Origin of the sequence: Oleiphilus messinensis, assembly GCF_002162375.1 — a bacterium.
In the GTDB taxonomy this organism is placed as follows: Bacteria; Pseudomonadota; Gammaproteobacteria; order Pseudomonadales; family Oleiphilaceae; genus Oleiphilus; species Oleiphilus messinensis.
In genome coordinates this window covers 2,613,594-2,629,689 of the sequence record NZ_CP021425.1, presented here as the reverse complement: position 1 = coordinate 2,629,689, position 16,096 = coordinate 2,613,594, and the positions used below count along the sequence as shown (strand labels likewise).

At 50.0% G+C, this 16,096-nt stretch carries 11 protein-coding genes; 5 read left to right on the top strand and 6 right to left on the bottom strand.

What is annotated here, in order from left to right:
- The first annotated feature begins 130 nt into the window (after positions 1 to 130).
- A complete protein-coding gene (locus tag OLMES_RS11515; RefSeq protein ID WP_087461391.1) occupies positions 131 to 1,306 on the top strand; it encodes an RNA ligase RtcB family protein in 1,176 nt (391 codons plus the stop codon).
- Between the two features lie 47 nt (positions 1,307 to 1,353).
- On the opposite strand, the gene OLMES_RS11510 is transcribed toward OLMES_RS11515, so the two are convergent.
- Both OLMES_RS11510 and OLMES_RS11505 read right to left on the bottom strand, forming a co-directional pair.
- Positions 1,354 to 1,611 carry a hypothetical protein gene (locus tag OLMES_RS11510; protein WP_087461390.1) on the bottom strand — a complete coding sequence of 86 codons (258 nt, stop codon included), beginning with the start codon at positions 1,609 to 1,611 and terminating at the stop codon, positions 1,354 to 1,356.
- Positions 1,612 to 1,662: 51 nt separating this feature from the next.
- On the bottom strand, positions 1,663 to 2,220 hold the full coding sequence (locus tag OLMES_RS11505; protein ID WP_087461389.1) for a thioredoxin family protein: 558 nt from the start codon (positions 2,218 to 2,220) through the stop codon (positions 1,663 to 1,665).
- Between the two features lie 144 nt (positions 2,221 to 2,364).
- On the opposite strand from OLMES_RS11505, the gene OLMES_RS11500 reads away from it, so the two are divergent.
- Complete coding sequence (locus OLMES_RS11500; RefSeq protein WP_198343308.1) at positions 2,365 to 3,264, top strand: DMT family transporter; 900 nt, start codon at positions 2,365 to 2,367, stop codon at positions 3,262 to 3,264.
- Here the strand turns inward: OLMES_RS11500 and OLMES_RS11495 are convergent.
- Together OLMES_RS11495 and OLMES_RS11490 are read right to left on the bottom strand one after the other, a co-directional pair.
- Complete coding sequence (locus tag OLMES_RS11495; protein WP_087461388.1) at positions 3,257 to 6,367, bottom strand: efflux RND transporter permease subunit; 3,111 nt, start codon at positions 6,365 to 6,367, stop codon at positions 3,257 to 3,259. The genes OLMES_RS11500 and OLMES_RS11495 overlap by 8 nt on opposite strands.
- Positions 6,368 to 6,372: 5 nt before the next feature.
- Positions 6,373 to 7,515, bottom strand: coding sequence for an efflux RND transporter periplasmic adaptor subunit (locus tag OLMES_RS11490; protein ID WP_198343307.1), 1,143 nt, complete (start codon positions 7,513 to 7,515; stop codon positions 6,373 to 6,375).
- Between the two features lie 160 nt (positions 7,516 to 7,675).
- Here OLMES_RS11490 and rlmF point away from each other — a divergent pair, with 160 nt between their 5' ends.
- The 3 genes from rlmF (at position 7,676) to rrtA (ending at position 11,674) form a co-directional block, all read left to right on the top strand.
- Positions 7,676 to 8,650, top strand: a complete 975-nt coding sequence (gene rlmF / locus OLMES_RS11485) for a 23S rRNA (adenine(1618)-N(6))-methyltransferase RlmF (RefSeq protein WP_232465321.1) — start codon at positions 7,676 to 7,678, stop codon at positions 8,648 to 8,650.
- 171 nt (positions 8,651 to 8,821) lie between these two features.
- Positions 8,822 to 10,933 (top strand): VIT and vWA domain-containing protein, encoded by a 2,112-nt coding sequence (locus tag OLMES_RS11480; protein WP_198343306.1) that lies wholly within the window; start codon positions 8,822 to 8,824, stop codon positions 10,931 to 10,933.
- A gap of 111 nt (positions 10,934 to 11,044) precedes the next feature.
- On the top strand, positions 11,045 to 11,674 hold the full coding sequence (rrtA, locus tag OLMES_RS11475; protein ID WP_087461386.1) for a rhombosortase: 630 nt from the start codon (positions 11,045 to 11,047) through the stop codon (positions 11,672 to 11,674).
- Here rrtA and OLMES_RS11470 read toward each other — a convergent pair.
- Together OLMES_RS11470 and OLMES_RS11465 are read right to left on the bottom strand one after the other, a co-directional pair.
- Positions 11,665 to 14,850, bottom strand: a complete 3,186-nt coding sequence (locus tag OLMES_RS11470; protein ID WP_087461385.1) for an efflux RND transporter permease subunit — start codon at positions 14,848 to 14,850, stop codon at positions 11,665 to 11,667. The genes rrtA and OLMES_RS11470 overlap by 10 nt on opposite strands.
- Entirely contained in the window at positions 14,847 to 16,040 is a 1,194-nt protein-coding gene (locus OLMES_RS11465) for an efflux RND transporter periplasmic adaptor subunit (RefSeq protein ID WP_087461384.1), read from the bottom strand. The genes OLMES_RS11470 and OLMES_RS11465 overlap by 4 nt, the downstream gene beginning before the upstream one ends.
- Positions 16,041 to 16,096: the final 56 nt, after the last annotated feature.

Here is a 16,096-nt window from a genome sequence, read left to right as displayed (position 1 = left end):
TCATATTCCCCTCGCAATTCGGGTTGAGCATTTCTAACTTTCGTTAAATTTGTCGCCCGTTATTGCCTTACAGGAAACGTGCCCTTGGCACGACCAACACTGTTTTTCTGTCACCAAAAAGGTAAACAATATGGGCGAATTCATTCGCACAATTAACACCAAGACCAAGCTTGTCGCCTCCCCCGACGCATGGATTGAAGGCAAAGCAATTCAACAATTGGAACACGTCTCAACGCTGGAGGGCATGACCGAGGTTGCAGGCCTCCCGGATTTACATCCAGGTCGTGGCTATCCGATTGGCATGGCTTGCTTATCAGCAAATAAAATCTATCCCGCACTGGTTGGGAGCGACATTGGCTGTGGCATGTCACTTTGGCAAGCCGATCTGCCGGTTCATAAAGTCAAACTGGACAAACTCGAGAAACGATTGAGAAACACCGCACATGAAAATCAGGGTTTCTGGAGTGAACAGGGAACCGCACTACTCAAGGAACTTCTGATTTCAAATCCGGGCGAATCATTCACTCAGACACTTCAATCAGCTGAGAAGTGCTTTGCCACAATCGGTTCTGGAAACCATTTTCTGGAAGTTCAGCGCGTATCGAAAACGGTGGATCAGACGATAACGAATGATCTGGGTATTAACAGCAAAGACTGTTTGATACTGGTGCACAGTGGCTCAAGAGGTTTAGGTGAAGCGATTCTTCGCAATCACGTTGAGCTTAATGGTCATCGGGGTTTAAGTACAGGTTCAACTGAAGCAGATCAGTATATCGCTCAACACAACGCTGCATTAGCATGGGCCGAGATCAACCGGAAACTGATTGCTCAACGTTTTGCCAGTGCACAGAGCGTCGATGTGACGAGACTACTGGATGTGAACCACAACTTTGTGGAATCCGTAACGGGCAATGGTTCAACGGGCTGGTTACACCGTAAAGGTGCAGCGCCAGCTGACCGGGGTCTGGTTGTCATTCCAGGATCCCGGGGAGATATAAGCTATCTGGTTGCCCCCACAAACAGTCATGCTGCATTGGATTCACTGGCCCATGGGGCGGGTCGAAAATGGCTCCGAACAGAATGCGCCGGGCGATTGGAAAAGCGGTACAGCAGCAAAGATCTACTGCGAACCGCAATCGGCAGCCGGGTAATCTGCGATAACAAAGCATTATTGTATGAGGAAGCACCGGAAGCCTACAAACCCATCCACAAAGTGATTGATGATCTGGTGCACGCCGGACTCATCCATGTCGTTGCAGAACTCACACCACTGATGACCTATAAATCCATCCGCTCCGGAGCCTGATCACTCTGAAAGCCCTGGGCCCCCGGCGACTTCGCTCGAAGGGGGTGTCAGGTTATCAGCCAGGCTGCTAACGCACCAACGCCAAATAACACAACCACCACCGCTGCCTGGGAAAGCCAGGTGACCATGATATGCCGGGGTAATTGTGGGTCTTTATTGGCGACGAGTGGTTGCCAAAGGTGCCACTTGCCATGAACGTACGCCAGCGTAAACGCAATACTCAATGGAAACAGTGACCAGTATGCTTTCGCGTAGCCCATCACGAAGGCAATAATGAGTAAAAATAAACCTGAAAACGCTTTCATCAACCATCCTTCTTACTGATATAACGATTCACCCAGACACTACCAGGTACACTACGCTTTCCACTTGATATTGCAGCCTATACTCGGTACCTGATCTTCGGGTACGGGTTGATCCGCGAGGACACAATCCATGGCTGTACGCAAATCCGTTCCAGTGACGGGTTTACCATTACCCGGGCGCGAATCGTCAAATTGACCACGGTAAACGCATTTCAGATCCCCATCAAACAGGAAAAAGTCCGGTGTGCAAGCGGCATCATAGGCTCGTGCAACCGCTTGGGACTCATCATAGAGATAGGGAAAATTAAAGTGATTCTGCGCCGCAAACTCCCGCATTTGTTCCGGCCCATCCTGAGGGTGGGTTTTCACATCGTTCGCGCTGATTGCAATCATTTCAATACCGGAGTCCAAATAGTCCCTGCCAAGCAACGCCAGAGCATGCTGCAAATGAACGACATAGGGGCAATGATTGCAAATGAAAAAAACCAGGGTTCCTTTATCACCTTTGGCCTGATGGAGATTAATCAGCTCACCACTGACGGTATCGGGCAATGTAAAGTCCGGTGCAAGAGTGCCGAGAGGGAGCATTGTTGATGGTGTCAAAGCCACGCTTGAGATCCTTTTGTTTTAATGAGTAACTCATCTACTGATTTAACGCGCAAACGAGAATTGAATGATCGGAAATTTCTTACTTTCAGGCCCCATCCATGTAAAATGCGCCGTTCACAAATACCGGATAGAATACCCTACAACATGACACGGCTGCAGACCCATTCGCCCTTATTCCAGATACCCATTGGTATTCGCTATATGATTCTGAGTGCCTTCGGGTTCGCGGTCATGGCTGCAAGCGTTAAATGGTGCAGTCAAAGCGGCCTACCGGTTCTGGAGATTGTAGCGGCACGGGCGTTGATTTCACTGATACTGAGCTTTTTGGACGTCAAACGCAAGCGGCTTTCGCTGTTTGGTAATCGCAAGGATCTTTTGATTGCGCGCGGCGTGGTCGGGGCATTGGCGTTATTCTGCGTCTATTACGCCGTCAGCGCTTTGCCATTGGCTGAATCAACCGTGCTTCAGTATCTTCATCCCATGTTCACCGCCATTTTGGCTTTCTTGTTCTTGGGAGAACGGCTCAGGTGGCCAACGCTGATTTGTATTCTTTTCAGTTTTGCCGGGCTACTGATTATTACTCGACCGGACTATCTGCTTACCGGGGGTGTACCAGAACTCCCCTCGCTGGCATTAACAGCCGCGGTATTGGGCGCAATTGGCAGTGCCATCGCCTATGTGCTCGTCCGAAAACTCAGCGCCACAGAAGACCCGTCAGTCATTATTTTCTATTTCCCGATGATCGCGTTGCCTGCGGCAGTCGTGTTACTGGGTAATGATTTTATTATGCCCCAAGGATACCAGTGGCTGGGTTTACTATTAGTGGGTGTGTTTACCCAGATCGGGCAAATCGGTCTGACCAAAGCCATGCAATCCGAAACCGCCAGCCAAGCTACTGCATTTTCCTATCTCCAGGTTTTATTTGCAGTGCTACTTGGCTGGTTTGTCTTCGCAGAGGTTCCGGTACTTTGGACCTGGGTGGGTGGTTCGTTGATCCTGTGCGGAGCCCTGATTAATATTCTCTACCGTCCCAAGACTACTTGAATAACGCGTTTACCCGCTCCCGCATCGACTGCATGGCGACATACAGTGGCGGGATAAAAAAGATACCCACGACCGTTGCCAGCAGCATCCCGCCCACCACAACGAAGCCAACAGACATACGGCTGGCGGCTCCGGCACCGGATGCAAAAATCAGCGGCAGAACCCCGAGCACAAATGATAGTGCAGTCATCATAACTGCCCGGAAGCGAAGCTGTGCGGCATCCATTGCGGCTTCGGATATCGTTGCACCTTCTTCCCGGCGCTGCTTGGCAAACTCAACCATAAGAATTGCAGTTTTACTGGCCAAACCGATCAACAGCACAATACCAATCTGGGCGTAGAGATTGTTTTTGAGGAATGGCAGCAAATACATCGGCAACAGAGCACCAAAAATGGCGATAATCACTGACAGCATCACCGAAACCGGCATCGTCCAGCTTTCATACTGCGCGACCAGAAACAGGTAAGCAAAAGTGATCGCCAGCGCAAAGATAAACAGGACAAGACCGCCGGCTTCCAGTTCCTGCTGGGTACTGCCCGTCCATTCTATCCCGTAGCCATCCGGTAAGGATTCTGCTGCAACCAACTCCAACGCAGCAATGGCATCCCCCGTACTGTATTGACCCGCCGGCGAGCCCCTGAGAGACGCGGACTTGAATTGGTTGTAGCGATTTATTGCCAATGGACCGAGTATGGGCTTGATATCAACCAACGTGGTCATTGGCACCATTTCATTGTTTTTGTTGCGAACATGAATCCGGCTGATATCTTCAATGGTATCCCGATCCTGGGCTTCTGCCTGTATCATCACCCGATACACTTTGCCGTACAAGTTAAAGTCGTTGACGTACAGCGACCCCAAATTAGCCTGCAGAGTCGTGAAGATATCCTGAACAGATATACCCAGCACTTGCGCCTTGTCCCGGTCAACCTCTAGAAACAGTTGCGGAACGTTGGCCGAATAGGTGCTGAACACACTGTCCAGCATTGGATTTTGATTTGCACTGAAAGACAGGCTCCGCACGACTGCCGCAAGCTCCTGTGGTGATCCACCTTTTAGATCCTGAAGCTGAGCCTCAATACCGCCACCACTGCCCAAGCCCATAATCGGCGGCAAAGGAAAAGCAAAGGCTTCAGCCTCAGCCATGGTCGCCAGTTCCTGGTTGACCTTCTTCAAAATGTTAAACCACTGCAATTCAAACGCTTTGCGCTCATCCCAGTCATCCAGTATCGGGATCACCAATGCCGCATTCGACGCCGCACCGGACAATATACTGAAACCTGACCAGGTTATCGCATCGGAAACCCCATCAACTTCAAGCAACATATTCGTAACTTTCTCACTAACCTCTTCAGTTCGTTGCAAAGAAGCCCCATCCGGAAGCTGCACATTTACGAAAAATACGCCTTTATCTTCATAGGGGATAAAACCCGTTGGAATTTTGTTGAACATAAAACCCGTTGCAACGGCAAAACCGACTAAAAGCATTAATGCCAGAAAGAGATGACGAATCAACAGTGACACTACTTTGACATAACCATTGCGAGTTTTATCAATTCCGATTGAAAACCAGCGCAGGAGTCCTCGAGGCCCGCTTGAGGGTTTCAGCAACAAGGCACAAAGCGCGGGTGCAAGCGTTAATGCGTTGATTGAGGAAATTACCACAGCTACGCATATGGTCAGTGCAAATTGCCGGTAGAGCTCACCCGTAATACCTGGCATCATGGAAACGGGCACGAACACCGCCAACAATACCAGAGTGGTCGCGATGACCGGCCCGGTAACTTCGGCCATGGCTTTTCCGGTGGCTTCCTTGGCACCAATACCTTGTTCAGTCATAATGCGCTGGACATTTTCGACAACCACAATCGAGTCATCCACAACTACACCGATTGCCAGGATTAATGCAAACAGCGTAATCATATTGGCCGAGAACCCCACCGCATACAGTACGGCCATCGCCCCCACCAATGAGACCGGAATCGCGCAAGTCGGGATCAATGTCGAGCGCCAATCTGCCAGGAAGAAGAAGGTAACCAGCACCACGAGCACAAACGTGATCATCAGCGTATCGGTGACTTCATTGACCGAGGCCCTTACCGCCTTGGTGGTGTCATAAAGAATGGAATACTGGATATCATCGGGAAAGCGCTCTGCGATATGCTCGAGCTCTTTATAGATATCATCCGCCACATCGAGCGCATTTGCCCCGGGAGACTGGTAAACCGCAATTGACGCGGCCGGGCGATTATTCAATGTCGATTTTACCGCATAGGTTTGGGAACCTAACTCGATTCGAGCCACATCGCCTAAACGGATGAATGAGCCGTCCGCTTGGGCCCGGATAATAATAGCTTCGAATTCTTCAACGGAGGCCAAGCGGCCTTTTGCCTGCAAGGTGTATTGAAACTTTGGCTGGGTATCAAACGGTGGCGCGCCGATTTGACCGGCAGACGCCTGAATATTTTGCGACTGAATCGCAGACTGAATATCGGTGGTGGTCAAGCCCAACGCGGTCAAGCGGGCCGGATCCAGCCAGACCCGCATGCCGTAATCCAGCGCGCCAAACTGTGAAACGCCACCTACGCCACTAATCCGGGCCAGGCGATCCTGCATGTAGATTGAGGCGTAGTTACTGAGAAACAGGGCATCATAACTTTCATTGGGCGAAGTCAGGTTGATCACCAACAACATATTGGTGGACTGTTTTTTGGTGATAACGCCCTGACGCGTTACTTCCTGAGGCAATTGCGCATTTGCGACGGCCACCCGGTTTTGCACGTTCACTGCAGCAAGATCCGGATCCGTACCGACTTTGAAGGTGATGGTTAATTCGTAACTACCATCGTTGGAACTGTTGGACGACATATAGAGCATATCATCCACACCATTCACCTGAGCCTCTATCGGCCCGGCAACGGACTGTTCAACTACCTCCGCACTGGCACCTGGATATTTTGCGGTTACCTTGACCTGAGGCGGCACAATACTCGGGAACTCGGCAACCGGTATTAATTTAATTGCAATGATACCGACGAGGGAAATTACAATCGAGATAACCAGGGCAAACTTGGGACGATCAATAAAAAAATGCGGCGTCATTCAGGCTACTCCCCTACTACGGCATTTACCGGCATATTTGGCCGTACTTTTTGAATACCCTGAACGATAATGCGCTCACCTTCCACCAATCCGTCTTTAATCACCCAATTGGTTTCCACCTGATCTCCCGGCGTCACATAACGAACTTGTGCTTTGCTGTCCTCTCCAATCACCAGAACAAAAAAGCCTTTTTGATCTTTCTGGACGGCGACTTGAGGTACCAAAATGGCGGAGACCGGCGCTTTCTGACGGACACTAACCGTCACAAACTGCCCGGGAATCAAAATACGATCCGGATTTGGGAATACCGCTCTTGCCGTCATCGTATCCGTGGTCAGGCTCACTTCAGGCGAGAGGTAATCGAAACGCCCGGGTTGATCGAATTTACTGCCATCGGATAGCGTGAGGAACGGTGCTACAGGAGGGTTTTCAAGGTCAAGCCCCTGTCGGCGGGCATCGATCAACAATTTCTCGCTAAGCGCAATTGTGACATAAATCGGATCGATTCCGGTCACCGTGGCCAGTGCCCCACTCTGTTCGTTAACAAGATTACCCACACTGAAACGAGATCGACTGATCTGTCCAGTTATCGGACTATGAATTTCGGTATAGCTTAGATCCAGCTCGGCGCGTTTGAGCGCTGCAGCGGCCAGCAAAACATTGGCCTGTGCGCTGGCTTCCGCGGCCTCCGCTGAATCCAGATCAGCCTGGGATATGGCCTTCTTCTTTCGCAGGGATTGTTTCCGGGTCAAATCCGCCTGAGCATTCTTCAGACTGGCTTGTGCACCGGCCAACTCGGCTTTTTTCTGATCAACGATTAATCGATAATTCTCCGTTTCCAGCCGAAACAGCAGATCGCCTTTTTGAACCACACTGCCTTCCCGAAACGAACGCTCTTCAAGAATACCTTCAACCCGCGCCAGTATTTCAACTTTTGCAACCGCCTCTACCCGGCCAACATGGCTCACTTGCGGCGTGACATCCTGCGTCGAAACCAGAGACACGACCACACTGGGCACCGGTGCCTCTGCGGCCGAGAGCACAGAACTTGCGATAAACATGGGAGCCAAGAACGAAGTCAAGGCTATTCGCAGCCATACAATATGCCGAAAACAAACAACACCATTGAGCTGGTCAATACAGCGCATAATAGATAACTCCTGAGTGGATTGAGTGCGGCCAGAAGCCAATTGCTATACAGTCTAGTTCAAGAAAGCGAAGTCCAGTTCTGGATCGGTAACATTTCAGCTGGGATGTATCAGATGATGTCTTTATAATGATGAATCCAGTTGCTAGCCGAGAATAAATTTGCAGTCCAAAAAAACTATACTGACGCGGGGTCAATTGCACCCAAGGAACCCGCATCAGGGCCATTATGATTTTGAACAACTCACTCGACACTGTCCTGACTTAGTCCCATTTCTGCGCACACTGCCAAGTGGTAAAACCAGTATCGATTTCAGTGACAACGCCGCGGTATTGAAACTGAATCAAGCATTGTTAGGGACATATTACGATGTGAAATTCTGGACAATTCCAGAGGGTTATCTGTGCCCGCCGATTCCCGGCCGCGCGGACTACATTCACTATCTGGCCGATCTTCTGGCTGAATCGTATGATGGTAAACCCGACGAATCCGGTATCCGTATGCTCGATATTGGTACCGGCGCAAATTGCATTTACCCCATTCTGGGGGCACAAATCTATGGCTGGCAAGTCATTGGCGCGGAAGTGGATCCGGTCTCCTTTGCATCAGCACAACACATCATTGCGGCAAACAGCAACCTCAAAAAGCGAATCCGACTGAGAAAACAAACTCAGCCTCAGAGCATCTTCAAAAACATAATCAAACCTGCTGATCGCTTCGATATCACAATGTGTAATCCCCCGTTCCATGCCAACAGTGATGATGCCGCAGCGGGGAGTCGACGCAAGTGGAAAAACCTTGACCCGAAGGCATCACCACAACCTTCGGTTAAGCTCAACTTCGGTGGTCAGAGTAACGAGCTTTGGTGCAAAGGCGGTGAAGTCAGCTTTATTCGCAACATGATCAAAGAGAGTAAGCTTTTTGCCGATCAGGTCTGCTGGTTCACCACCTTGGTCTCCAAGTCTGGCAACTTGAACACATTAAAACACCGTCTGAATCAAACCGGTGTGAAAGAAACATGCATTATAGAGATGAGCCAGGGTGTGAAAATCAGTCGCATGCTGGCCTGGAGCTTTATGGAAAAACAAGAGCGGGTCAATTGGCATGGAAGGAACACCGCAAAAAGTAGCAAATAACGATACCCTGAGTCATGCCGTCTGATCCATCTCGGATAAACGTTGCGACTCACTAAACCCTGAAGCTAGTGTAGTGAAAACCACGACTGTTAAGCAGATTGCCAACCCCGTCATTGTGAGTTGCCTGCGCAACCGTCTTTTATCACTGCACTATCGCAACAGGAGCTCAGCATGCGTGCCCGATCCCCCTACATCATTCAACGCCGGTTAGCGCGAATAAGATTATTTATATGCATGATTCTGGCAACATTCAGTACCCTCAGCTCCTCTGCTGGTTTACTAAGCCCGAAAAACAGTCAACTTGCCGCCCTTGAAATCCGGGAACACCATGTCAAAGTAACCATTGAAGACGGTTACGCGGTTACCTATATAGACCAGACATTCCATAACCCCCATGACACAACCCTTGAGGCCATCTATGCGTTCCCGGTCCCGGAGAAAGCTGCCGTTGGGGAATTTACATATTGGATTGATGGCAAGCCAGTGACCGGGGAAGTATTGGAAAAGCAGGAAGCCCGGCAAGTTTATGAACAAGAAAAAGCCCAGGGACGGGAGACTGCAATCACCGAGCAGGACAGCTATAAAACATTTGATAGCAGCATCTACCCCGTACTGCCCCGTCAGGATGTCAGAATCCGTCTCGTATATCTGCAACCCGTACATGTGGATCATGGCATTGGTCGTTTTGTATACCCCCTTGAGGATGGCGGAGTGGATGAGGCACGCAATGCCTTCTGGCAGTACAACGACCGTGTTGAACAGGCTTTCAGCTTCGAACTTGATTTGAAATCATCTTATCCTGTTGATGCCGTGCGCTTGCCAAAACATCCCCAAGCGATTGCACAGGCGGTCTCGAATCAGGAGTGGAACGTCAAACTGGCAAACTCCCAGGCGATAGACTCAAATAGCAGCGCTGAACAATCCGGTCTTGAAAGCACAGCGGAACTCTCAACCTCTATCAATCCGAAAACGACGACGTCTATGGTGCATCATCTCAATCAGGATATTGTTGTTTACTGGCGCCACAAAACAGGCTTGCCTGGCAGTATAGACATGATTACCCACAAGTCCCCGGGTAAAGACCGCGGTACATTCATGATGACCATTACACCAGGAGATGATCTAGCCGACATCAAGGATGGCCGGGACTGGGTCTTTGTACTGGATTTATCCGGCTCAATGAAAGGCAAGTATCAAAGCCTGATCGACGGTGTACAAAAAGGCCTGACGAAACTCAGTGCTAGTGATCGCTTTCGAGTCGTGCTGTTCAACAACAATGCCCGAGAGCTGACGCCGGGTTATGTTACCGCATCTCCCGCAGCTGTAGCGAAGTATACGGAAAAACTGATGCAGTCCAAGCCTGCGGGTTCCACCAACCTCTACGCGGGTTTGAAAGAAGGGATTACGGGGCTGGATTCTGACCGCCCGAGCGCCATCATTCTGGTAACGGACGGTGTCGCAAATGTTGGGACTACAGAGAAGAAAGCTTTCCTGACCCTGCTTGAAAAATACGATGTCCGGCTATTTACCTTTATTATGGGAAACAGCGCCAATCGTCCCTTATTGAACAGCATGACCAACATATCGAATGGCTTTGCCACCAACATCTCCAACAGTGATGATATCGAAGGCAAACTGATGCTGGCACTGGAGAAACTGAAACACGAAGCCTATCGAAATATAAAAATTGACATCGATGGCATCAAAACTGCCGATGTTACGCCAAACCGGATTGGCTCCCTTTACCGCGGTGAACAGCTCATCATTTTCGGGCACTACTGGGGACACGGCCAGGCGGACGTCGAAATCACGGGAAAAGTCACTGGAGACAAAAAGCGCTACCAAAGTCGTTTCAACTTTCCGCAGATATCAGAGCGCAATCCTGAAATTGAGCGGCTCTGGGCGTTTGCAACGATTGAAGACATTCAAAACAAAATGGACTATTTCGGCGAAGATGCGGACAGCAAGCAAGCCATCGTCGGTCTCGCAAAAGAATACAGCCTGGTCACGGACTATACCTCGATGGTTGTTGTCCGCGAAGAGGTCTTTCAGCAATATCAAATTGACCGGTCGAACGCGCAACGCGTAGGCAATGAACAGGCCGCCCGACAATCCCGTGCGACATCACCGGTACAGGATAATCGTCAGGATACAAACCAACCTGCATTCACCACCGAGCGGGCTTACCCTAAAAGCAGCAGTGGCGGAGGCAGTGGCGCATTGGGCATTTGGTCGCTGTTATTGCTCCTGCCTTTGTTAATGATTCGTAAAAAACGCGCCTGACGGAACCACGCCAGTTTAAGCGTATTCAACGCCCGGGTTTGGCGATACTTCGCAATCCGGGCAGCACATGAGCTATTTCACATACAACAAACCGACATCAATTTGAAGACGATGAACATTAGCGATCAAATCACGAAGCTAAGGCTCACGGGGCTGCTGACAGCCTTTATGCTGATCCCCCTCTGCCTGCCTGAACAGAGTCAATTTCTGTTGTATTTTTCCCGCTCTGATATTGAAAGTGGTCAATGGTGGCGACTCATCACGGCACATGCAAGCCACCTGAATATGGAACACTTGTTATGGAACGGTGTGGCCTGGGTCATTCTTGGCGCAGTTGTTGAGCGTTATTCTCGACGATTACTGCTCCTTGCCTTTTGCTCGGGAATAGCCGTCATTGACCTGCTACTTCTATCACCTTGGGCGGAATTCACTCGATACTGTGGCTTATCTGGAGTTCTGAACAGCATTTTCGTTGCAGCATTATGGGTGAAGTGGTGTACCAGCCGGAGTGTAATCATTCCGGTTTTACTGGCTTTTGGTATCGGCAAGATCTTGTTTGAGATCAGCGTCGATGATGGCATATTTACCCGGCTACCCTGGCCGCCTTACCCTGAGGCTCATCTTGCTGGAATCGCAGGGGGGTTTGCGGCCGTTGCACTCTTCCTGAGTTTGAAGGCAGCCTGGAAAGGCCCAATGCGGGCACCTTCCAAAGCGTCGCCAATCTTCAGACCTCAGGCTTGAACATGCTCTCGGCCTGGCATACCATCCAGCTCCGTATCGTCAAACGCCGGCGCGCCCGCAGGAGTCACTTGGGTTTCGTTTTTACGTCCAAATCGGCGAAAATACTGCGCAATGTTATCTCCCAAGACCAATAAACAGGGCGTTAGAAACAACGTTAATATCGTTGCAAAAGTTAACCCACCGGCAATCGCTGTTGCCAATTGCGTCCACCACTGGGTGGAAGGTGCACCAAAACTGACTTCACGATTAATGAAATCAATATTCATCGACATTACCATCGGGATCAGGCCCAGTACCGTCGTTCCCGCGGTGAGTAGAACCGGTCGCATTCTTAATTCACCGGTTGTCAGAGCGGCTTGAAACGCGGTCATTCCCTCTTTGACCATGCTGTTGTAGGTATCAATCAAAACGATATTGTTGTTCACTACAATCCCGGCAAGGGCGATTATGCCCAGCCCCACCATTACGACCCCAAAGGCCTGCTGGGTGACAAGCAGGCCAACCAATACCCCGGCGGTCGAGAATACAATAGCGCTTAAAACCAGCATGGCTTGATAAAAACTATTGAATTGGGTAACCAGTATCAATAACATCAAAAACAACGCCAGCAAAAATGCAAAGCCAAGAAAACTAGCCGTTTCCTGTTGATCTTCCTGCTCCCCCTTGACGGTGATCCGGACATCAATCGGCAGCTCAGACGCTTTGATTTTCGCCTGTAACTTCAACAATTGTTCCCCCACCAGCAAACCCTCATCGACGTCCGCCTGAATTGTGAGTACGCGTTGGCCACCGGATCGATTTAATGTGCCGGTTTTGGTTACCGGGGTTAAATCGATAAAGTTGCTTAATGGCGTCATCCCGGTACTGGTTTGAATACTGAAGGAATCAAACATATCAAGGGTACGGTCAACCGCCGGAAATCGAATACTGATATCCACTTCCTCATCCGTATCATCCGGCCGGAAAGTCGAGACCCGGTAACCATTGGTGATCATTTGAATTGCACTACCAATCAACGCCACGTCCGCACCGTATCGTGCCGCTTCCTCTCGGTCTACCTGTAAATTCCATTCGATACCGGGTAACGGCCGATTGTCTTCGATGTCTTTGAAGCCACCCAATTCAACCATACCGGCATGTATTTTATCGATCGCTTCTTCAATGTGCTCATAGTAGGGTGAACTGACTTGCAGATTCACGGGTTTACCGCTGGACGGGCCCCCTTCAGACTTGCGAAACTCCAGTAAGATACCTGACACATCCGCAGTTCGGCTTTCCATTTCGGCAAGTATTTCTGAAGCGGGTCGGCGGGTTTTCCAATCCTCAAACTGGAATTGAATCGCACCAATGACATCTTCAGCGACACTGCCTTCGCCCTGATTGAAAGACCGGGCATGGATGGACTGCAACTCTTGCATGCCAAGAATGCGCTGTTCGACCTGGCGCACAAGCAGGTCTTTTTCATAGATAGAAAGATCGCCACGGGCGTGAATTAATATCTGCGCGGATTCAGGTTCGATATCAGGAAAAAATTCAGTCCCTTTACCTAACTTGAAATATACGGCATAAGTTCCACCGATTATGACCAAAGCAACCACGAGCGTAAGCGCTGGCCGATGAAGCAATGATTTCAGTACCTTAAGATAACTTTTAGTAAAGCGGCCCGAATTAGGTTCCTCACGATGCAACTCCGCTTGAGACCGCTGCTTTGCACCACCAATCAGACTGCCCAGAACCGGCAGGAACACCAACGCCACCACTAACGAAGCCATCAAACAAATCAGTACGGTAATCGGGAGAAATTTCATAAACTCCCCCACCACACCAGGCCACGCAACCAAAGGCGCAAAAACAACCAGAGTTGTGAGCGTGGATGCGATGATGGGCCACGCCATGCGCTTGCTGGCCAGTCCATAGGCGCGTCTGGGCTGCATACCCCGCTCGATATTGCGGGCCGCCAGTTCGGTTACCACTATCGCACCGTCTACCAGCATGCCCACGACCAATATCAGGCTGAATAATACGACGATGTTCAGCGTAAGACCCATGTAATAAATCACCGATATCCCAGCCAGAAACGAGGAAGGTATGGCAAGCCCGACCAAGAGGGAATACCGTAACCCCAATGCTGCAATAATAACAATCATCACCATCACTATCGCGCTGGTCACGTTATTTTGCAGATCCGACAACATGGTTCGAATCTCGGTGGATTTATCCAGAATATAAGTATGTTCAAGGGATGTCGGCCAGTAGGGTTTCGATTGATCGACCACCGCTTTTACTGACTCGATGGTTTCGATAATGTTGGCACCGACACGTTTTTTGATTTCCAGAGAAATCGCAAAATCGCCGTTTACCCGGGCAAAACCCTCAGGATCTTTGAAGGTACGCCGAACGGTTGCCACATCACGAAAGCTCACCACTGTATCGCCATCGACTTTGATCGGTAAGGACAGAATGTCATCCAGGTTCTCAATCACCCCTGGAACTTTCATGACTTGTCTGCCCTGGCCACTGTCCATGGCACCGGCCGCGATCAGCTGATTATTACGCTGAACAATGGCCAGGACGCTCTCGAAATCGATGTTGTAGGTTTCCAGCACCAAGGGATCCACTACAATTTCAAGCACTTCCTCACGGTTACCCCCCAGCACCACTTCCAGCACGCCCGGCAAGGCTTCGACCTGATCTTTAAGATTACGGGCGATGCGGAGCAGTTGCCGCTCCGGCACGGGGCCGGAAAGGCTCATCGATAAAACAGGAAATAACGCGACATTAACTTCATTAATGGTGGGCTCATCCCCACCAGAGGGCAATTTGGCTTTGGCGATATCGACTTTTTCCCGAACATCCTGCATTGCGGATTCACTGTCAAAACCCGCGTCAAATTCAAGTGTAACGGAAGCATGCCCCTCACCTGCGACGGCAGTCATCTCTTTGACGCCCTCAATGGATTTGAGCTCCTTTTCCATCGGGCGAACCAGCAGCCGCTCGGCATCCCCAGGGGAAATTCCCTCATGGCTCATCGAGACATAAATAATCGGAATAGCGATATCGGGCTCTGACTCCTTCGGAATCATGCTGTATGAAACCAGTCCACTCAACACCAGAAACATCAGGACAAGTAGCGTTGCGCGTTTGTGCTCTATCGCCCAATCGATAAGCGCGTTCATGAGTTTGGCTCCTGTTCTGGATTATCCTCACTTTCACCCATGGCAACACCATCTGATCCAGGTTTTTCCGTTTCGCCGAGCGTGAACTTCTGCTCGGGCACACCCTTGACTTTCTGTCCCGAGATCACAAATCCCTGTCCGGTTGTAATCACCTTCGCCACACGGGGTAAGCCCTTCAACCAGACCCCGTCGCGCTCACTCCTTACAATTGTAACGGTGTGAGCTTCAACCTGATCGTTGTTGAGTACTTTGACCTGGAGATTGCCTTCGGTATCCAAATCCAGAGTTGACGGTGATAATTTATGTGCCCATTCCTGCCCCAGCACAATCTCGATATCAGCACTTTGACCAAAATAAACTGCACCTTGCGGGCGGTTTGCCAGCGCTTCAACAGTAAATGTGCGCGTAGTGTTATTGGCTCGGGAAGACAAATAGACAATCTCACCGCGATAGTGACCGCCATTCAGCAATTCGGCTTCCATTGGCATACCAATTTTTAATTTAGCGATATGCTGTTGGGGGACTTCAACGACTATTTTGATACGACTATCATCCACCAATGTCGCAACGTGGCTGCCTTTGCTGGCATAGTCACCAAGCTCCGCCGGAAGATCATTGATGATGCCAGGGAAAGGTGCCCGCACCGTGGCATTTGCAATTTGAACTTGAATCTCCTTCACTTCAGCCTGGGCGGCTGCAAGATTAGCAAGATCCTGCTGGTATTGATTCTCTGAACTCAAGTTTTTGGATTTTAACGACTGCGTAGCTTTAACATCGCTTTCGCGGGCCTTAAGATCGGCTTTTGCACGTGCCAGCCGGGCCTCCAAATCACCGAGATCAATCGTCAGAATTGCTTCGCCTTTTCGTACACGCTGACCTTTTTCAAAAAAAACCTGAGTGATTCGGCCATCCAGTTCCGCGCGGATTTCAACATCTCGATAGGCTTCGATATCACCGTTGAGAAAAACGACATCATCTATTTCTCGCGCTTCTGACTGCGTAACTCTCACAGTGAAGCGTTTATTTTCATCAGCTTGGCTCTCTCCTGTCCTGGAGTGCTCGTTCTGAACCGGTTGCTCGGCTGATTGTTCCTGAGCGTGAACACTGTTAGGCCCGGTTATATTTCCCGTTGCCAACCACGCAATTGCAATGAGCGACAATACAAATGCGAAAATAACTGATTTATTCATAGTCGTTTAACCAACGTTGTTCGTGTCTTTATTTTCACGTAATAGCCAGGGTCTGT